We start from the raw sequence: 18964 nt of genomic DNA, 5'->3' as shown, positions 1-18964 counted from the left end.
GAGGCCCTCGTGCAAGACTCGGGGACATGGAGTACCTGATCGCCGGTGCCGTGTGCGCCGCCGGACTTGTCATCCCCGCCGTTCTGGGCATGACGTCGCCGCATCGCCGCCGTCGGTCCGCTCCTCCCGGCCGCTGAACCGCGCAGCCTGGTGCGCTGAGTCTTGCCACGCCGCTCTGCGCGCTCGCCTGTTCTTCCGCCCTGGCCTGACCGGCCGGTCTTTCCTGCGGGCCGGACGCGCCTGTTCTCCCGTTGGGCCTGACCCGCGGGTCTTCCGCTCAGGCCTGGCCCCCGGGTCTTCCGCCCGGGCCGGACTCACCTGTTCTTTCGCGCAGGCCTGGCCAGCGGGTCTTACGCCCCCGGGCCTGACCGGCGGGTCTTCCGCCCGAGCCGGATTCGCAGGTCTTCGGCCTCAGGCCTGACCCGCCGGGGTCTTCCACCCGGGCCCGACCCGCGGGTCTCTCACGCAGGCCTGGCCCCACGGGGTCTGCCGCTCGGGCCGGACTCGTCTGTTCGCTCGCGCAGGCCTGACTCGCGGGTCTTACGCCCCCGGGCCTGACCCGCCGGTCTTCCGCCCGAGCCGGACGCGCAGGTCTTCGGCCTCAGGCCTGACCCGCCAGTTTCCGCCCGATGGGTCACCGAACTCCCGTCGCGGAGCCGCCTGGACCGCTCAGAACCCCGGTTCGCTGTCGTCGCGCGGCATACCCCGCACCTGCAGTTCGTTCAACGCCTGCGCCAATTTGCGCGACGATGCGTCGAGCACGGTGTGGTACCCGAGCCGCTTCGCCTCGGACGCCCGCTGCGCGGCCTGCGTGACGTTGCGGATCTCACCCGTCAGCGTGAGTTCGCCGATGGCGGCGAGACGCTTGGACACCTTCCGGTTCTTCACGGCATTTGCCACGGCGATCGCGATCGCGAGGTCGGCGGCCGGCTCCACCAGCCGCACGCCCCCGACGGTCGACACGTACACGTCGCGATCCGACAGCGTCAGCCCCATCCGGCTCTCGAGCACGGCGAGCACCATCGCGACACGCGAGGAGTCCACCCCGTTGACGATGCGTCGAGGGTTCGGCGCGGTCTGGCGCACGGCCAGCGCCTGAATCTCGACAGGCAGGGCGCGGCGCCCCTCCATGGCGATGGTGACGCACGTACCCGGCTCGGGTTCGCCATGGCCCAGGAACAGCGCGCTCGGGTCGGCGACCTCGGCGATGCCGGTGCCGGTCATGTCGAAGCAGCCCACTTCGTCCGTGGGGCCGAAGCGGTTCTTGAGCGCGCGGACGAAGCGCAGCGACGTCTGACGATCGCCCTCGAAGTGGCAGACCACGTCGACCAGGTGCTCGAGGATGCGGGGGCCTGCGATCGAGCCGTCTTTCGTGACGTGGCCGACGATGATGACCGGGAGCCCGCGTTCTTTGGCGACGCGGATGAGCGCCGACGCCACCTCGCGCACCTGCGCCGGCTGGCCCGCCGCGCCGTCGCTGTGCGCCGACGACACCGTCTGCACCGAGTCGACGATGAGCAGGCCCGGCTCCACCTGATCGATGTGCCCGAGGATCGTGGCGAGGTCGGTCTCGGCCGCGAGGAAGAGCTCGTCGTGCAGCGCGCCCGTGCGCTCGGCGCGGAGCCGCACCTGCGCCGCGGACTCCTCGCCGCTCGCGTAGAGCACGCGCCGCCCGGCCCGCGCGCTCTGCGCGGCGACCTCGAGCAGGAGGGTGGACTTACCGACCCCGGGTTCGCCGCTCAGCAGGATCGCTGCGCCCGGCACGATGCCCCCGCCGAGGACGCGGTCGAACTCGCCCACCCCGCTCGTGCGGCGGGGTGCGTCTTGCGTGTCGATCTCGGTGATGCGCCGAGCCGCGCGCGCGGCCCCGGGGGCCACCGGGACGATGGAGCGCACGATCCCGGTCTGCTCGGCGGCCTCGACGACGGTGCCCCACGACTGGCACTCGCCGCAACGACCGACCCACTTGAGCGTCGTCCATCCGCATTCGGTGCAGCGGTAGGGAGCGGGGGTCGCAGCGGGACGTCGGGATGCCATGGATCCAGGCTATGCGGGGCCTCCGACATCGCCGGCCCCGGGTGCTGGCATCCATCGTCGCTTTCCCGTCTCGGCCACACGCATAGACACGTTCCGTGCGCAGGAACACGCTCGCTGCGTGTTTATGCGCACGGAACGTGTTTACGCGTGCGCTGCGCCGCGCGCTCGCACCCGGGCGCTCAGGCGATCCCGGCCTCTGGCCAGCGCCCCCCGCGGCCCGGGAGCCCCGCGGCCCGGGGGCCCCGCGGCCCGGGAGCCCCGCGGCCCGGCGGCCCCGCCGGCCGAAGCTCCTGCAGCCCGAAGCTCCTGCAGCCCGGAGGACCTGCAGCGCGGAGGCCCCGCAGGCCGCGGCATCCGCCACTGCTCACAGGCCGGCGTCGTGGCAGAAACACTGTCCGTGCGCGTAAACACGCTCGCTGCGTGTTTACGCGCACGGAACGTGTTTATGCGCACGGAACGTGTTTATGCGCACGGAACGTGTTTATGCGTGGGGGTGCGTCGCCGCCCGCCGCCCGCCGCCCGCTGCCCGCCCGCGGCCAGACGGTCAGGCGCGGAGCGAGTCGGCGACCGCGGTCAGCGCGTCGGCCGACCGACGCAGGAGCGCAGCCTCTCCGTCGGAGAACGGCGTGCCGGTGACGGACACGGCGCCCGTCGCGCTCACGATCGACGGGACGGACAGCGCCATGCCACTGATGCCGTGGAAGTCGTCGAGCACGGTGCTGACCGGCAGGATCGCGTGCTCGTCGCGCAGAATGGCCTCGACGATGCGCGCGCTCGACAGACCGATCGCGTAGTTCGTCGCTCCCTTGCCCTTGATGACCTTGTACGCGGCGTCACGGACGTCGACGGCGATGGCATCCAATTCGTCGTGGTCGAAGCGGGTGCCGTCCGGCAGGTCGAACTCGGTGATGGGCACCGACCCGATCGTGGCGGTGGACCAGAGCGGGAATTCGGTGTCGCCGTGCTCGCCGACGATCCACGCGTGGACGCTGGAGGTGGCCACCCCGGCGCGCTGCGCGATCTTCCAGCGCAGGCGCGAGGTGTCGAGCACGGTGCCGGAGGCGAAGATGCGGCGCGTCGGCAGGCCGGTGGCCTCCTGCGCGAGCACGGTCAGCACGTCGCACGGATTCGTCACGATGACGTAGACGGCGTTCGGGGCGACCTCCAGCAGCTGGGGCATCATGTCGCGGATGATGCGCGCGTTCGTCGCGGCGAGCTCGGTGCGGGTCTGCCCCGGGTTCTGCTTCGCGCCGGCGGTGATGACGACCACGTGCGAGCCCTCGGCGACGGAGACGTCACTGCCCCCGGTGATGTCGCTGGAACCGGTGAACTGCGTGCCGTGCGCGAGGTCGAGCACCTCGGCTTCGACCTTGTCGGTCGCGATGTCGTAGAGCGCGACGTGCCGCGCCGAGCCGCGGATCAGGGCCGCGTACGCGACGCTCGCCCCCACGCTTCCCGCTCCCACGACCGTCAGCTTGGAGTTCTCGATCACGCTCATGGCTCGATCCTGGCAGCGGGTCGTGACTGGTTCCAGTGCGGTGCTTCGACGGTGGATGAGTGGATGCCGTGGGCTCGGCGGACCCAGGGGAGGTGCGGCCGGGTGGGGCGGCGCGCTCGTCCGTGCGGGGTGGGGACGAGGGTTGTGCCGAACTCCAGAGATGTCGACCCCACCACGACCGACGGGGCGTTTCAAGCGCCGAAAGCGCCGGTTCTTCCGGACTTCGGCACGCGCGGCGCCGAGGCGGTGGCCCACGATTCGCGGCATCCGCTGATCTGTCGTAAGCTGGTCGGCGGTGACGTGTCCGAGCGGCCGAAGGTGCAACTCTCGAAAAGTTGTGTAGGGTAACCCCCTACCGTGGGTTCAAATCCCACCGTCACCGCCATCAAACAAACGTCAGAACCCCCGTTAGCCCTTGCGCCGGCGGGGGTTCTGACGTCTCCCGCCCCGGCGGCAAACCGGGCCGGGGCTTTTGCCTAGCAAAGTACGCCGACTCGCTTGAGGATCTCGTTCTCCATCTCGAGCACGCGATTGCGGCGCCTCAGCTCGACGACCTCTTTGTGCTCATCGGTCGTGACACCGGCCTTGCGGCCGGATTCGAGCGCGTCACGGGTTCGTTGAGTTCCGCAGGCACGACTCGCTGATCCCGAGATCACGTGCGGTCTGCTTCGCATTGCACTCCGCAGCGAGCGCTGTTCGCGCCGCGATCGAAACCGCCGACTCAGTGTTTTTCTGCTAGTCACGTTGACGTGTCACGGTAAACGTCGTAAACGCCTTCGATCCGACGCGCCGCGTTCAATACGCGATCGAGGTGGACTGTGTCGCCAATTTCAAACATGAAGCGGCTGAGCGTCAGTCGATCAGTGGTCACAGAGACCGTCGCCGACAGCATGTTAACGTGGTGCGCTCTGAGCACATCCGTGACGTCCCTGAGGAGTCCTGTGCGATCGAGCGCCTCGACCCGGATCCGCACAAGGAACACGCTCTCTGTCGTGGGGGCCCATGCGACCTCGACGAGACGTTCGGAGTTTGTCCGCAGGGAGGGAGGGTTAGTGCAGTCGGCGCGATGCACCGAGACCCTGCTCCCGCGGGTCACGAAGCCGACGATCTCGTCGCCGGGAACCGGCATGCAGCACTTCGCGAGCTTGATGAGGATGTCGGGAGCGCCGCGCACGAGCACGCCCGAGTCGCCCCCGCGCGGGGCGCGGCTGCGTCCGACCTGAGGCAGGTCGATGGGGCCCGTCGATGTCTCTTCGGCGCTGACGAGAGCGGCGACCTTCTCGATCACCAACTGCGTCGACACGTGACCCTCACCGACCGCGGCGTACAGGGCCGAGACGTTCTCGTAGCGGAAGAGGCGAGCGACCTCGGTGAAAGAGCCCTGGCTCATCAAGCGCAGGGGCAGGTTCCGCCGCCGCATCGCCCGGGCGATCGAGTCTTTGCCCTGTTCGATCGCCTCTTCGCGCCGCTCCTTCGTGAACCACTCGCGGATCTTGTTGCGCGCCCGCCTGGTCTCGACGAAGCCGAGCCAGTCCTGGCTCGGGCCGGCGTCGGGATCCTTCGAGGTGAACACCTCGACGACGTCGCCGCTCTGCAGCGTCGACTCGAGCGGCACGAGACGACCGTTGACCTTCGCACCCATGGTGCGGTGGCCGATCTCGGTGTGCACGGCATACGCGAAGTCGACGGGGGTCGCGCCCGTAGGCAGACCGACGACTCGGCCCTTCGGGGTGAAGACGTAGACCTCTTTGGCGCCGATCTCGAACCGCAGCGAATCGAGGAACTCCCCCGGGTCGGCGGTCTCGGCCTGCCAGTCGGAGATGTGGGCGATCCACGCCATGTCGGCATCGACGGACTCCGTGCCGGGCTTGCCGCCCGCGGCCTGGTCCTTGCGCTTCCAATAAGCAGGGGCGCCGGACTCGGCCTGCTGATGCATCTCGTGGGTGCGGATCTGGATCTCCACCGTGCGTCCACCGGGGCCGATCACTGTCGTGTGCAACGACTGGTACAGGCTGATCTTGGGCGTGGCGATGTAGTCCTTGAAGCGCCCTGGCAGCGGGGTCCAGCGAGCGTGGATGGCGCCGAGCACGGCGTAGCAGTCGCGAACGGTGCCCACCAGGATGCGGATGCCGATGAGGTCGTAAATGTCGTCGAACTCGCGACCTCGCACGACCATCTTCTGATATATCGAGTACAGCGGCTTGGCACGGCCCACGACCCGACCGCGCACGCGCAACTCGCGAAGGTCGGCGTCGACCGCGTCGATGACGTTTTGCACATACCGCTCGCGATCGGGACAGCGTTGAGAGACGAGGCTCTCGATCTCGGCGTAGAGCGTGGGGTGCATCACCGCGAACGACAGGTCTTCGAGCTCGCTCCTGATGGCTTGGATACCGAGGCGGTGGGCCAGTGGAGCATAGACCTCAAGAGTCTCGGTCGCCATCTTGCGTGCCTTCTCTGGCGCTATAAATCCCCACGTACGCGCGTTGTGCAGGCGATTGGCGAGCTTGATCAGCAAGACCCCAATGTCTCTCGACATTGCCACGATCATCTTTTGCACGGTCTCGGCGTTAACGCTGTCGCCGTACTTGACCTTGTCTAGCTTGGCCACCCCGTCGACGAGTATCGCCACCTCGTCGCCGAAGTCAGCGGTGAGTTCGTTGAGCTGATAGTCGGTGTCTTCGACTGTGCGGTGGAGCAGCGCCGCGGCAATAATTTTGGGGCCGATGCCCAGTTCGGCGAGGATCTGCGCGACCGCCAGCGGGTGGCTAATGTAAGGCTCACCGCTCTGTCGCACTTGACCCGTATGCGCGCCATCGGCCACGTCGTACGCGCGTGCGACGATCGAGAGATCGCCCTTTCGATGGTGTGTGTGCACCGTCCGAAGAAGCTGCTCGACGTCATCACGCCGCGCCGAACGGGAAAAGATTCGAGGCACCAACCGACGCAGACCCGCCTGAGGATCACTGAGCAACGCGAGGCCAGCCTCGCGAATAGCCTGCGCCGAGTGTGGCTGCCGAAACAAGTCTGACTGGGCTGACAGTAGTGACGTGACGACGTCAACGGAGGGCCGGACCTGCTCGAGCGACGGGAGCGAGCGACGGATGTGTGTCGAGGACGTGTAGCCAACACGCCCGGCTAGGGTGACGATTGCCCAGCGGCGCGCGTCTGAGGGGAACTTGCCGACTACGATATTGGCGAGGGCGTCGTTCACTTCAGTCGGATCAGCAACATCCGACAAGATCCGTACAGAGTCGATGAGCTCACTCGTGTCGCTCGCAGCTCCCTTTAGCTGCCGACCGATTGCATTGAGTAATGAGGGAGCGAGCGACGGAGGAATTGGGACGCCGTCCCAGGCGAGTTGAGCAATGAACCTCACCGTGGATGCAGGCTCAGCCACGAGGTTAGCTGCGAGCCAGGTGCAAAATGCATCGACGTCTATCCAGGCGTTCGCCACAAACCTCAGGAACGACCAGTTTGAACCAAGTCGGTGTGACTTAGTGGATAGCACGCCGATACTCGCCATCGAAGCCCCAGAATCGGCTCGAAGTCGCCACGCCGCCACATGCTCAGCGAGCGTCTGGTGAATGAAGACGAGGTCTGGCTCAGTCGACGAGGCAATACCAGTTCTCGTTGCAAGTTCCCCGACGAGCGCGGTCGTTCCGGAGCCGGGTATACCGCGGGGTGGTGGCGGCAGAGCAGCGACGAGAGCCGGTAGAGTGGGCGGCGCATCGTCGCGAAGCCACTCAAGCGCGACGTGGCCGAGGCATTCGTACATGCTTAGGATCGCGTGCTCACCCCACGCTGTCGCTTGCTGGCCGAAACGTTCCAAGCGGCTTCTCGCGTGCTTCTGCACGTTTGATTCCGCGTCAAAGAATTTTTCTCTAAGCGCCTCGAGGTATCGGTCGAAGAGCGCGGTTCGGTTAGACGGTGGCCCTTCAGTGGGTTTCCTGTAGTGCAGCTGACATATCATTGTCAGCATGAGCGGATTTGTCATTAGTTCATCTGCGCCGGCCTGGCGAAGGTCGAAGATAAGGCTGGCGACCCGCTTCTCGACTTCGTCCAGGCCGAGCGCATCGAACCATCCGCGAATGAACTCGCGGACGCCGTCTGGGGAGAGGCTCTGGATTATCCACGCGCGATTCGGCAACTGATGCTTAAGGTATGCTCGGACTTCGTCAGGGGGAAGCGGTCGCGACCCTACTGTGACTGAATCGGTCATAGCGTTGCCAAGCGCTAGGGCCAGCTTCGCCAAAAGTTTTTTGCGCGTTTCTCTATCAAGGAGTTCGTCGAGGCCATCGATGAAGTAGTGCCACTTCCTTGCTGCGCCGAGGGGTGTGGAGAAGAAATGGTCTCCCAATACTGGTTCGTTATGAAAAAGTGAGCGGTTCAATGACCGAACTAATGATTGCGACAGGGGGGCATCAAGATCTATCTCCGATGCATGCAGGAGAATCGGAACTCGCCCCGATTCTCCGCGCAGGATCAGGTCGGCCTGCTCAGCGCACAACCTCCGAAGCGCGCTCGATTTACCGCCACCGGGAGGGCCGACTAGCAGGCCACCCTGGAGGATCGACTCGATCGGCTCCGAGGTGCTTGCGTCCCCGGTGCCCGATGCCGACCCTGGACCGATGGAGACGGTGGCCTGCCTGACATGCACCCGCTCCAGTGGTGGGGGCGGGGCCTCAAAGATCGCTGCTGGGTAGGGATGCTCGGTGCAGAAGTGGGCGAGCATTCGCAGATACTGACGAACTTCCTTCGGTGGCCATGGCCACGCCCCGGCATGCAACTGGCTGGATGTTAGCGCATCCTTCCACGACTCATGCGCGTGCTCCCACGCTGGTTGCGCGAGCGCCACGATTGTGTAGTCACCCTGGGGCCCGCGAGAGAGCAGTCCGCACACACCACCGGTGCGAAGGTTCAAGACGGCCGCGCCGCTCACGTCGCGATTTGACGGAAGGCCCCTGATCTCCCTGACGGCCCACGAACCGTTCTCGGCGCCGCCCGCAACGGCGGAGAAGTCAATTTGCTCAAGCCTTTCCGGTGCGGTCGGATCGTTACTCATGGTTCCGACAACGCTCTCACCTTCGCTGAGCAGCGAGTTGCACAGCGCAGGGATGATGCCAGATTCCCGATCGCTCCTCGGCTCCACATTGAGGAGGGTCACGCCGTTCCCGTGCGTAACCATTCGCACACACTGCAAGTGCTCACCCGTGCTCGACCTGATGCGCAACGCGTGCGGATCATCCGGCGTCCCCTCAGGAAGGACAGTCGCTAGCGTGTCGTAGTCTGTCCAAATTCCACTCGCGACCGGCATAAGGACATTGGCTCGTATCTCAAGAACCGAGGCGCTGGCGGCTTGCAGGAGAGAGTGCCAATCGAATGACTGTGATTCACCTTGCCCGCCGGTGCTTGCAGAAATGGTGACCGTAGAGTTGACAGCAACAACATTATGGTGACCTGTCACGGACTGGTGCACACTCGCTGGCGGCCTAGGCGTTGACGGTTCGATTGTGCTGCCGATTCTCAAACTCCAATCTCGTCGCAGCTCAGATTCTGATCGAGCCGGCACGATCTACACCCCACTCCAGTGATTATGCCGCGCCGAGCGATGCTGGAGGCGCATGCGCTTCGTCGAAGTCGCCGGTGCCGCGCTTTCGTCGACCGCCTGCATCCTCGTGGAGTGCATTCATGGGTTCGTGCTCTCTGCGGCCACCCGGCAGCCGCTAAGCTCGCGGTGCCGCGAGGCTAGAAATGAGTGTGTAATCCCTATCTGAAATGTCAGGAGGCTCGTGGATGGTTGAGCCAGTTTCCGTCACTCTGGGTGCGATTGCGGCCGCCTTGGTCGCGAAAGTCTGCGAGAGGGGGATCGACAAGACCGCGTCCGGTGTCGTCGATGAGACGTCCAAAGTTGGGGCAAAGGTGGTGTCGTGGCTTCGGCAAAGGTTGTCGTCCACTGACGAGTTGGATGGGGTCGAGAGATACCCAGACAGCCAGCGCGCACTGGACGAGCTCGCCGATGTGATCGACGCGGAGATTGTCGACGAGGCGGACGTTGCGCACTTGCAAGCCCTAGTGGCCGAATGGAGGGATCAGGTTCCGGCGGCCCATCAGACCGCGATCGGCAACAGGAACATACAGGCAGTGCAGTCGACAGTCCACGTAAACTTACGCGATCGTTGACACGACTCGAGCCCCGGTCGTTACCCCTGCGGCAGGGAAGTTGAAGCGCCCTGAGTTCGCTGGATGCTCCTGGCTTTCGAAACGAGATTCCGCGCGTCGCGCATGTCGTTGGCAACATGCGTTGGGAACTGGTCAAGCATGTGCTTGGAGCATGAGAGACGCGTACGCTATGGGGACGGGACGTCCCACTGCCAGAAAGCGTATAGGATCGTCTCTCCCCCGTCTTCGAGTGTTGCAAGTGCACGACCACCATGTGGACCATATGCCGACACCTGCCGTGTGAGTTCGCCGGCGTCGGTCTAAAACTCCGCCAATTGGCCGTCGAACGTCTCGGCGGCGATCACCACGCTCGAGTCAATGAGAAGTGTCATTCCCGCGTACTGTGCCAGTGCTATCGGGGACTCTTCGACAGACGGGTTCCAGCGGTTGCACAGCGACGAGTCTCGCACGGAGCTGCGGTCGATCCGCCGGAAACACGTCAAGCGCGTCGCGGTGCGAGACTGCGCGCGACCAGCAATCTGCGTGCCAACGTTCCCTCAGTGTGCCCGCCACCACGAGGGCCCCGACTCCCGCAGAATCACGCGGTAGGCGGGGCCTTCGTCACTAGGTCGCGTGCATCCGTGGCAACGTTTCGGCAACACCTGCTGAGCGTCGGGCCTCGTCGAGCGCCGTGGCAACGCCGTCCAAGTCGGCGTCGAAGAGGTCGGCGTAGGTGTCGAGCTTCACATGCTTCCCCCGGACGAGGTCGACATGGCCTGTGGGCAGGAGGGCGTCGATCGCCTGCGCCGCGCCATCCGCGCCGGAACGCTCCGGAACGCGCACGACGGCGAGATCGGCAGCCGTCCAACCTCTGGCCGATCCTGCCATACCCCGCGCTGGCGTCCGCACCGGCGTCCACAGCGGCCTCGACCACCGGTGCTGCGTTCGGCTTCGTCAGCACCGGGAACACCTTCTACGGCTTCGACCCTCGCGTCGTGGCGCGAGCAACAGGAGTCGTTGGAGTGTGCCCTCGACGCGCACGGATTCTAACCGGCGACTGGTGCAGAATCGCGCCATGACAGAGCATCGCCCCTCAGCCGGATGGCCGACTGCGCTCTCGTAACCCTGAGCTCCTCACTCCAAACCGGCAACCGCGATGACCTCGAGACGTGGATCGACAAGCACAGCTGGCACTACCGCCGCCGCGACATGGATGCCCTCATCCATCTCGCTGAACTGGCATCCGAGACCGTGGCCCCCGACCCGCGCACTCAGACTTGGTATCCCGATGTCGATGACACAACCACCGAAGCGGCGCTGATGGCGGGTCGGCTGGTGGCGGCGAACCTAAACGGTGACGACACCGCATTCGCTAGGCTGGTGCGCGCGTGGGTTGAGTGGCCGCCCCCAGCGCGAGCGGACGTTCTGCGCGAACTCATCGGAGGGATAGTGCACCAGGCGCAGCCCGGGCCATGAAATCGGAATGTCGGAGGCCGCCTGTATCGTGCCCCGCATGATAGGCAACGAGCTGCAACCACCCGAGCACATATACCGCGGTATCCGATCCCTCCGAGGGTGGGACGAAGCGCTGAGCGACTCGGAGGGGTCGTCCGGCGTTAGCGCCCGAACAGTGGGGCAGCTCATCTCGGCGGTGCTCCTAGCTGGCGGGGAATATCGGATGCCCGTCGCGATCGCAGGCAAGCTCGACGAGAACGGGACCGGCAGCCTCGCGGTCCTGCACACCGATGTCGTCGTCGTCGCAACGGCCGTCACCATCAAGGCCGACGCCGCGGAGACGACTGTGTCTGTCCACAAGCTGCGCGACGTCGCCCGCATCCAGGTGAAGACCCGTCACAACTACTACGACGGCACAGACCGGCGTGCCCGGCACTCGCAGCTCGAGGTCGACGTCACTGTGGCGGGGATCGCGTTCACCTTCGCCAGCCGCGGATATGACGGGACTCCGCTCACTGACGATGACGCCGCGAAGGCAGCGCTCGACACCCTCCGCGGGAGCCTCGTCCGATGAGCGACGAGCATCGGTCCGGCGGTCGGGGGCTCCAAGCATTGGGAAAATGGGCGCTCGGCGCTCGCAGATGGTCGTGTGCCAATCATCAGCAGTTGGTGACGCTTCGCGGGCGTCTAGGCTCAGTCGCATGACGGTACAGGTGCACTACGGGGGCGTTCGGTATGCCCTCAAGGACTCCGGTAAGACGGCCGAAGAAGTGGACGCAGAGCTAACGGAGATTGTGGCGACGGGAGACAGCTCGTCGGCGTACCATTTCCAGTCCGACGAGGGCGACGTAACGATTTTCCCGCTACTCGGTCCTGTGGCCGTGCTCGACGTCGCTCCCCCTAGGAAGATGCCACCGCCGCCGGCCCCACGTCTGCTGCCGCGTGACCAGGCGGACGGTCCAAGCTTCCGCGGCATTGGGTTCTGACTCGAAGGGGTAGCTATGCACTACCCCCAGGATTCGCTTCGCACCAGTACTCCGTATGTGCTCGGCCCCTCAGAAGCAGAAGGAAACCTGGCTGGCAAGACGCACCGAGCTCGGCGCCAAGCCCCTAGTATCGAAGAAGTAAGACCGAAACGTCTGCACCCCGCGAGGGCACCAGGAGCACCCCACTTTCAGAGGTGGACCGCCCACAACGCGGGTGGCGGCTATCTACTCGCAGGAGGCGAATGTGGCTGTCGAACTGACCACGGTTGTACAGGTAAGCAGCGAGGCCACTGCGCCGTGGTCGTCGCTCGTCGAGAACCTCGAGCACGCTGTCGGCGTCGCTATCTCTGATCTAGGCATGGCCGCTGTTACGGCGTACTTTGTGCGCCCCGACGCGGACACCCGCAACATTCAGGTTGGGCTGCGGTTCAACGGGATGGACGCGGGTCACATCGAAGACGCCGCTACAGAGCTCCTCGAGCACGCCTTCCAGATCGCATCCAGCGTGAACAGCTCCGACGACGTAAGGCGAGTCCGCTCGCAGCTCGTGAGCGCTTGACCTGATGGCGCGTTCTCGGCGCTCGCGCTCGCCTAGCGCGACGCCAGACGTGCCGCACGATCATGTCGCGGGCGTAACGCGCATTTACTGGCGGTTGCGAGGGCTGCGCGACCCAGCGCAGGTCCTTCTGTCGATCGCGGTGTCCGCTTGCCTCACCATTGCAGGGACGTATGGCATACCCGGCGTCTTCGAGTGGCCCGCGGTCGTCTGGCTCATCGTCGGCCTGGTTCTGGGTTTGTTGTGGGTGTTCGGTGTCTTTGTTTGGTTCAAGCCGACCTACGCGGATCTCGAGCGGCAGAAGGCCGCGGCAGAGGAGAAGCTCTCGTCGGAGCGGGAAAGATCCGCGGAGGACGTGGAAGCGCACCGGGCCGCCTTGCAGGGCGCGCTCGACGAAATTCTCCTGCAGCTGCACACGTACGTCTGTGACCAAGAGGTGGATACGCGCGTTTCGGTGTACTCCGTAGAGGATGACGAATTCATCCTCGTCGCTAGGTGCTCATCGAACCCATTTCTGGAGCAACGCGGGCGCAGCTCCTATCCGTTGTCCCAGGGGGCGATCGGGGTGGCGTGGGCCAAGAAATTCGTGATCGAGAACAACGAGCACGCTGACCGCGAGGCGTGGGAAGCTTCGTTGGTGTCGCAGGGTTTCACCACGGCTGAGGCCGCGGCGCTTACCATGCATTCTCGGAGCATCTACGCCGAACGTCTTGACCGAGACAACCGCAAGACCGGTGTCGTGGTTTTCGAGTGCGAAGAACAAGACCGTTTCACCTCGGCGACTTTGAAGAAGGTCCAGCGCTCGTATCTTCGAGAGACCCTCGCGGCCGTGCTCAGCGCATCGCACGTGTATCTCCCGCACGTGCGAGACCGCCACAGCCAGCTTGCAGACACTCAGCCGGCACCGCCCGAGCCAAAATGGAAGTCGGTTTCCTCACAGATTGTCATTCGTCGAAGCAGCACAACCTAGCCAGGCTCTACCGACTAGGTGGGTTTGTACCAGACACCTGCAAAGGGCCAACGTGGCAACGGGGCGGCAACAACTGTCGAGATTGATGATATCTTTCCGCACCCTTGCGTGATCGAAACAGCCCGGAATGACGCGACTTCGACGAAAGCCCGACTCGCCGCACGGGGTGCACGTGGGTTCAAATCCCACCGTCACCGCCACGAAATACACGACAGAACCCCCGCCAGCCTCAGCGCCGGCGGGGGTTCTCTCGTCTTCCGCCCCGCGGCGTGACCCAATCCGTGCGCGATCCGGGCCACGATCCAACACGCTGCCAGACGAGGGCGACCACTCCGCCGCCTCAAGCCACCCCGCGGTCGCGCAACCCCACCCGATCGGGGACCTCGAACGCCAGCCCCGGGAGCCACGCAGTCGGGTCGGGCCACGGGCGGGACGTCGGCAGGGCGGTGAGGAGCGCTCGCAGCGCGCGGTCCCGGGGGTTGGCCGGTGCCTGCGCGGGAAGGACGCGGCGCGGCGCGCGGTGACCGAGAGCCCCGCACCACCAGTGCCGCCACGTGGTGTCGGCGGTGTCGGGATCGAGGACGACGTAGTAGTCGGGCATGATCGCGTCGCCGCGTTGGAAGCTGTCGAGCGCGTTGTCGACCTCCGCCTCGAGCGTGCCGAGTGTCGCACGCTCCTCGTACAGCTCCACCCAGGCCGACGCGACGTGCACGAGGGGATCCGCGTCGTGGACCACCCAAGGAGAGCGAGCCGCCCCGATGCGCCGCGCCGCGAGCCCGGGTTCGCTGTCGCGCAGCGACAGCGTCGCGACCCCCGGCAGGCCCTCGAACGCCGCGAGGGCATCAGCAGAAGACTCACCGACGACGGCCACGACGGTGCCTGCCCGGTCGGTACTCGATGTGTGCGCCATGCCCCAGATTACGACGGAGCCAGGGTCCCCGGGCAAGCGGAAACGCCGATCGTACGCCCTCTGCCGGGGCGCGGTCTCACTGCGCGTCGATGACAGCGCGGACGGCCGCGGCGACCTCGTCGGAGGCGGGGTAGACGTGCTCCGCGCCGGGGAACGTGCCCGCTCGGACGTCGCTCGCGTACGCCTCCACGGCGTCGATCATCGCCTCGCCGAGCGCCGCGTAGCGCTTCACGAACACGGGGGCACGGCCCTCGGTGACACCCAGCAGGTCGTGCTGCACGAGCACCTGCCCGTCCGCCGCCCCGGCACCGATCCCGATGACGGGGATGCGCAGCGCGCGGCGGATCTCGGCGACCACCACGGCGGGCACCGCCTCGATCACGATCGCGAACGCCCCGGCATCCTGCACGGCGAGGGCGTCACGGGCCACGCGGATCGCGTCGTCGACCGTGCGGCCCTGGGCGCGGAGGCCGCCGAGCGCGGTGGCGGTCTGCGGGGTGAGCCCCACATGACCCACGACGGGGATGCCGGCTTCGACGATCGCCCGCAGCCGCGACAGACGCGCGGGGCCTGCGCCCTCGATCTTCACCGCGTCGGCACCGGCCTCGTGCACGAAGCGCACCGACGTCGTGACCGCCTGCTCGTCGCTCACCTCGGTCGAGCCGAACGGCAGATCGCAGACCACCAGGGGGGTCGTGACCGCGCGGCGCACGGCCTTGGCGAGGGTCAGCATCTCGTCGAGCGTCACCGCGGTCGTGTCGGGGAGGCCCAGAACGACCTGCGCCCCCGAGTCGCCGACGAGGACGACATCGACGCCGGCCCGCTCCGCGACCCGTCCCGACACGAAGTCGTACGCGGTCACCATGACGATCGGGGTGCCTGTCTCGGCGAGCTCGCGCAGGCGACGCAGCGTGACCTTCGCACCCGTCACCGGTGGCTCACCTCGATCGCGCCGAGCGGGATGCGGTCGTCGATGCCCGGAGTGAGGAAGACATTGTCGATCAGTCGCACCGAGCCCACGGGCACGGCGACGGCGAGCAGTGCGGGGCGCGCGACGGATGCCACGGGCTCGAGGCTGTCCGGGTCGACGAGCGCGATGTACTCGGGGGTCAGCCCTGCGACGTCGAGTGCGTCGTGCACGGCCCCGGTCAGGGCGGCGGCATCGCGGATGCCGGTGGCGAAGGCATCCTGCGCCGCGCGGAGCGCGCGGGGAACCGCCGTCGCGATCTCCCGCTCCTCGGGCGAGAGGCGGGTGTTGCGGCTGGAACGGGCGAGACCGTCGTCCTCGCGCGAGGTCGGGCGCTGGATGATCTCGACGGGGATGCCGAGATCGGCGACCATGCGCCTGACCACCACGACCTGCTGGGCGTCTTTGGCGCCGAAATACGCGCGGTCGGGGAGCACGGCGAGCAGCAGTTTGGCGACGACGGTGGCGACGCCGTCGAAGTGGGCGCGTCCGCGGACGGCGCCTTCCAGCGTCTCGGTGATCGCGGCGTCGACCGACACCGTCGTCGCGAAGCCGGTCGGGTACATCTCGTCGACCGAGGGCGCGAAGACCAGGTGGGCGCCGGCCCCCGCCGCGAGCGCGACGTCGTCCTGCTCGGTGCGCGGATACATCTCGAGGTCGGTGGCCTGGGTGAACTGGGTGGGGTTCACGAAGATCGAGAGCACCACCGTGTCGTTCTCGGCCCCGGCGGCGCGCAGGAGCGACAGATGCCCTTCGTGGAGAGCGCCCATGGTGGGGACGAATCCGATGCGGCCCGCGCGGAGCGGCGAGAGCGCCGCGCGCAGCTCGGCCACGCTGCGCACGATGCGAAGGGTCACGTCGTCGCCTCTTTCGGTGACCGGGCCGCGGCGAGGTCGCGCGTGGCGTCGACCAGCGCGTCGAAGAGAGCCACCCGCTCGGGCAGCCGCTCGACCAGGGCCTGACGCTGCCGCGCGATCGTGGCGTCGTCCCCGCGGGAGACGGGGCCGGTGAGGGCGGCGGCGGCGCCGTGCTCGGCCCAGTTGGCGACGGCCGCCCGCACGAGCGGGACGAGCGCGTCGCGCTCGACGTCGGCCGTCGCCGCCAGATCTTCCGCCATTCCTTCGAGCGTGACGAGGAAGTTCGCGGCGATGGACGCGGCGGCGTGGTACGCGGCGCGGTCCTCGTCGCGAACCGTGACACCCGTCATCCCGAGCACCTCGGTGAGGGCCTCGGCGATCGTCAGGGCGCGCGACGTCGAGCCCGACAGCGCCGCCGTCACTCCGGCGAAGGAGGCTCCGGCATCCGTCACCGTCATGAGCGGATGGATGCTGAACGCCTCGTGCCCGCGCAGGGGCGACAGGTCGGACGCGCCCGAGAGGTGCCCCACGAACCTCCCCGGCGCGATGGCGCGCGCGGCGTCGGCGATCGCGGCGTCGGGGACCGCGAGGAGCACGATGCCGGCGTCGGCGCCGGTCTCACCGCGGCCCGCGGGCCCGAGCAGGGGAACGCGGGCAGCGTCGAGGGCGCCGGCCAGGGCTCGGCCCATCCGGCCGTCGCCGACGATGAGCACCGGTCCGAAGTGTCGGAGGGTGGCGAGGGAGGGTGATGTCGTCATAGGCGGGGGCGAGGACCACCGCGGTGCGCTCGCCGACTCCCACCGTACTCGCTGTCACTCCCGGCGGGGCGAGAGGCCGCCCCTCCCGTGCGGGTCGCTGCCAGGAGTGCGCCCGGGCGGCCTCGCGGCGTCGCTTCCTCAGGGTGCGCCCCGCCGCAGCGCGGCTCACACGGGCGGCGTGGCCTTCTTCCCGTCGGGCTCGTCGAGCGCCGTGGTGGGGATGAGCCCCGTCCCCTCCGCCTCCGGGTGCACGAGAGCGGCTGCAGCGGGCCCGCGGACCGCGTCGTACGCCCCGAGCGCCGGTTCGTCGGCGGCCTGGGCGCGCACGTCGGAGCTGTTGAGCAGCAGGTTGAGCAGGATCGCCACGATGGCGCCGGCCGAGATCCCCGAGTCGAAGATCAGCTGGAACCAGGACGGGAAGCGGTCGTAGATCGTGGGCGACACGGTGGGCAGCAGGGCGACACCGACAGACAGGGCGACGATCAGCACGTTCTTGTTGTTGAACTTCACCTTCGCGAGCGTCCGGATGCCGCTGGCGGCGACCATACCGAACAGGGCGATGCCCGCGCCGCCCAGCACCGCACGCGGCACGCCCTCGACGATCGCGGAGACCTTGGGCACCACGCCGAGCACGACCAGGATCGCCCCGGCCATCGTGGCGACGTAGCGCGAGCGCACGCCGGTCAGTGAGACCAGGCCCACGTTCTGCGCGAAGGCGGTGTAGGGGAACGTGTTGAAGATGCCGCCGAGCACCGTGCCCAGGCCGTCGGCCCGCAGGCCATCGGCCAACTGACGCCGGTTCACGGGCTTCTCGACGATCTCGCCCACCGCGACCATGTCGCCGGTCGTCTCGGTCATGATCACGATGCCGACGATGACCATCGACAGGATCGACGCGAACTCGAACACCGGCAGCCCGAAGTGGAAGGGCGTGACGATCGCGAACCATCCGGCCTCGCCGACGTTGGACCAGTCGACCATGCCCGGCACGAACAACGCGGCGATCGTTCCGATCACCAGCCCCAGCAGCACGGACACCCGCGCGATCGCCGCGGGGGCGAAGCGTTCGATCAGCACGATCACCAGCAGCGTGCCGAACGCGAAGGCGATGTTGATGGGCGAGGCGCCCGGTTCGTCGGTGGTCGCGCCGGTGGTGATCCAGCCCGCCGCGACGCGCATGAGGGAGAGCCCGATGATCAGGATGACGGTGCCCGTGACGATCGGCGGGAAGAACCGCAACAGCTGCGCGAAGAACGGCGCCACAAGGATCATGAAGAGCCCGCACGCGATCACCGAACCGAAGATCGTCTGGATGCCGTGCTGCGTGCCGATCGCGATCATCGGGCCGACGGCGGCGAAGGTCACCCCCTGCATGAGCGGCAGCCGGACGCCGAAGCGCCAGAACCCGACCGATTGGACGATCGTGGCGATGCCCGCGATGAACAGGTCGGCGCTGATGAGGAACGCCAGGTCCTGCGCGCTGTAGCCGAGGGCGCCGCCGACGATGAGCGGCACGGCCACCGCACCGGCGTACAGCGCGAGCACGTGCTGCAGGCCGAGGGGGAAAAGCTTGGCCAGCGGCGGGATCGTGTCGACCCCGTTCTCGCGGGACCGCGCCTTGCGTGCGGCCGCCTTCGCGGCCTTGTCATCCGTCGTCGTCATGGTGGTCATCCCCTCCCGCGAGGGCGGCCTCGGTCGCCCCCGGTGAGCACGACGTTAAGCCCTGACTGAACACTGATCGAGCCGGATCGGGCAGTCGTTGCCGGGATTTCACGTGCGGAAACACTCGTGAAACGCCAGGTCGGCCG

At 67.1% G+C, this 18964-nt stretch carries 14 protein-coding genes and 1 tRNA gene; 6 read left to right on the top strand and 9 right to left on the bottom strand.

Annotation, left to right across the window (positions count from 1 at the left end):
* Positions 1–669: 669 nt before the first annotated feature.
* Positions 670–2037: a DNA repair protein RadA gene (radA, locus tag QE392_RS01025; protein ID WP_307446594.1), complete on the bottom strand. Its 1368-nt coding sequence runs from the start codon at positions 2035–2037 to the stop codon at positions 670–672.
* 544 nt (positions 2038–2581) lie between these two features.
* A complete protein-coding gene (locus tag QE392_RS01020) occupies positions 2582–3535 on the bottom strand; it encodes an L-lactate dehydrogenase (RefSeq protein ID WP_307446591.1) in 954 nt (317 codons plus the stop codon).
* Positions 3536–3829: 294 nt separating this feature from the next.
* Between QE392_RS01020 and QE392_RS01015 the strand changes: the two genes are divergently transcribed.
* Positions 3830–3920 (top strand) — tRNA-Ser (locus QE392_RS01015).
* A 354-nt stretch (positions 3921–4274) separates the two neighbouring features.
* On the opposite strand, the gene QE392_RS01010 is transcribed toward QE392_RS01015, so the two are convergent.
* Positions 4275–6509: a RelA/SpoT family protein gene (locus QE392_RS01010; RefSeq protein ID WP_307453981.1), complete on the bottom strand. Its 2235-nt coding sequence runs from the start codon at positions 6507–6509 to the stop codon at positions 4275–4277.
* A gap of 2822 nt (positions 6510–9331) precedes the next feature.
* On the opposite strand from QE392_RS01010, the gene QE392_RS01005 reads away from it, so the two are divergent.
* The gene (locus QE392_RS01005; RefSeq protein WP_307446588.1) at positions 9332–9718 is read left to right on the top strand and encodes a hypothetical protein; all 387 of its coding nucleotides are present in this window, start codon (positions 9332–9334) and stop codon (positions 9716–9718) included.
* A 603-nt stretch (positions 9719–10321) separates the two neighbouring features.
* Here QE392_RS01005 and QE392_RS01000 read toward each other — a convergent pair.
* The gene (locus QE392_RS01000; RefSeq protein WP_307446585.1) at positions 10322–10585 is read right to left on the bottom strand and encodes a hypothetical protein; all 264 of its coding nucleotides are present in this window, start codon (positions 10583–10585) and stop codon (positions 10322–10324) included.
* Positions 10586–11375: 790 nt separating this feature from the next.
* Here QE392_RS01000 and QE392_RS00995 point away from each other — a divergent pair.
* The 4 genes from QE392_RS00995 (at position 11376) to QE392_RS00980 (ending at position 13664) form a co-directional block, all read left to right on the top strand.
* Positions 11376–11726, top strand: a complete 351-nt coding sequence (locus tag QE392_RS00995; protein WP_307446584.1) for a hypothetical protein — start codon at positions 11376–11378, stop codon at positions 11724–11726.
* A 127-nt stretch (positions 11727–11853) separates the two neighbouring features.
* The gene (locus QE392_RS00990; protein WP_307446582.1) at positions 11854–12138 is read left to right on the top strand and encodes a hypothetical protein; all 285 of its coding nucleotides are present in this window, start codon (positions 11854–11856) and stop codon (positions 12136–12138) included.
* A gap of 244 nt (positions 12139–12382) precedes the next feature.
* Positions 12383–12697, top strand: a complete 315-nt coding sequence (locus QE392_RS00985; RefSeq protein ID WP_307446579.1) for a hypothetical protein — start codon at positions 12383–12385, stop codon at positions 12695–12697.
* 49 nt (positions 12698–12746) lie between these two features.
* Positions 12747–13664, top strand: a complete 918-nt coding sequence (locus QE392_RS00980) for a hypothetical protein (RefSeq protein ID WP_307446574.1) — start codon at positions 12747–12749, stop codon at positions 13662–13664.
* A 340-nt stretch (positions 13665–14004) separates the two neighbouring features.
* On the opposite strand, the gene QE392_RS00975 is transcribed toward QE392_RS00980, so the two are convergent.
* The 5 genes from QE392_RS00975 to QE392_RS00955 form a co-directional block, all read right to left on the bottom strand.
* The gene (locus tag QE392_RS00975) at positions 14005–14574 is read right to left on the bottom strand and encodes a hypothetical protein (protein WP_307446571.1); all 570 of its coding nucleotides are present in this window, start codon (positions 14572–14574) and stop codon (positions 14005–14007) included.
* 76 nt (positions 14575–14650) lie between these two features.
* Positions 14651–15505 (bottom strand): 3-methyl-2-oxobutanoate hydroxymethyltransferase, encoded by an 855-nt coding sequence (panB, locus tag QE392_RS00970; protein ID WP_307446569.1) that lies wholly within the window; start codon positions 15503–15505, stop codon positions 14651–14653.
* Positions 15502–16398 (bottom strand): pantoate--beta-alanine ligase, encoded by an 897-nt coding sequence (panC, locus tag QE392_RS00965; protein ID WP_307446566.1) that lies wholly within the window; start codon positions 16396–16398, stop codon positions 15502–15504. The genes panB and panC overlap by 4 nt, the downstream gene beginning before the upstream one ends.
* The gene (locus QE392_RS00960; RefSeq protein ID WP_307446563.1) at positions 16395–17156 is read right to left on the bottom strand and encodes a DUF2520 domain-containing protein; all 762 of its coding nucleotides are present in this window, start codon (positions 17154–17156) and stop codon (positions 16395–16397) included. The genes panC and QE392_RS00960 overlap by 4 nt, the downstream gene beginning before the upstream one ends.
* A gap of 165 nt (positions 17157–17321) precedes the next feature.
* A complete protein-coding gene (locus QE392_RS00955) occupies positions 17322–18818 on the bottom strand; it encodes a nucleobase:cation symporter-2 family protein (protein WP_307446560.1) in 1497 nt (498 codons plus the stop codon).
* Between the last annotated feature and the right edge of the window lie 146 nt (positions 18819–18964).

Source organism: Microbacterium proteolyticum, from assembly GCF_030818075.1.
Taxonomy (GTDB): Bacteria; Actinomycetota; Actinomycetes; order Actinomycetales; family Microbacteriaceae; genus Microbacterium; species Microbacterium proteolyticum_A.
The sequence above is the reverse complement of the archived record's forward strand: the minus strand, read 5'-3'. Positions and strand labels throughout refer to the sequence as shown.

Bases quoted from the DNA above. Each gene is read 5' to 3' on its own strand.
- radA (WP_307446594.1), bottom strand. From the start codon at position 2,037: ATGGCATCCCGACGTCCCGCTGCGACCCCCGCTCCCTACCGCTGCACC.
- QE392_RS01020 (WP_307446591.1), bottom strand. From the start codon at position 3,535: ATGAGCGTGATCGAGAACTCCAAGCTGACGGTCGTGGGAGCGGGAAGC.
- QE392_RS01005 (WP_307446588.1), top strand. From the start codon at position 9,332: ATGGTTGAGCCAGTTTCCGTCACTCTGGGTGCGATTGCGGCCGCCTTG.
- QE392_RS01000 (WP_307446585.1), bottom strand. From the start codon at position 10,585: ATGGCAGGATCGGCCAGAGGTTGGACGGCTGCCGATCTCGCCGTCGTG.
- QE392_RS00995 (WP_307446584.1), top strand. From the start codon at position 11,376: ATGCCCGTCGCGATCGCAGGCAAGCTCGACGAGAACGGGACCGGCAGC.
- QE392_RS00990 (WP_307446582.1), top strand. From the start codon at position 11,854: ATGACGGTACAGGTGCACTACGGGGGCGTTCGGTATGCCCTCAAGGAC.
- QE392_RS00975 (WP_307446571.1), bottom strand. From the start codon at position 14,574: ATGGCGCACACATCGAGTACCGACCGGGCAGGCACCGTCGTGGCCGTC.
- QE392_RS00960 (WP_307446563.1), bottom strand. From the start codon at position 17,156: ATGACGACATCACCCTCCCTCGCCACCCTCCGACACTTCGGACCGGTG.
- QE392_RS00955 (WP_307446560.1), bottom strand. From the start codon at position 18,818: ATGACGACGACGGATGACAAGGCCGCGAAGGCGGCCGCACGCAAGGCG.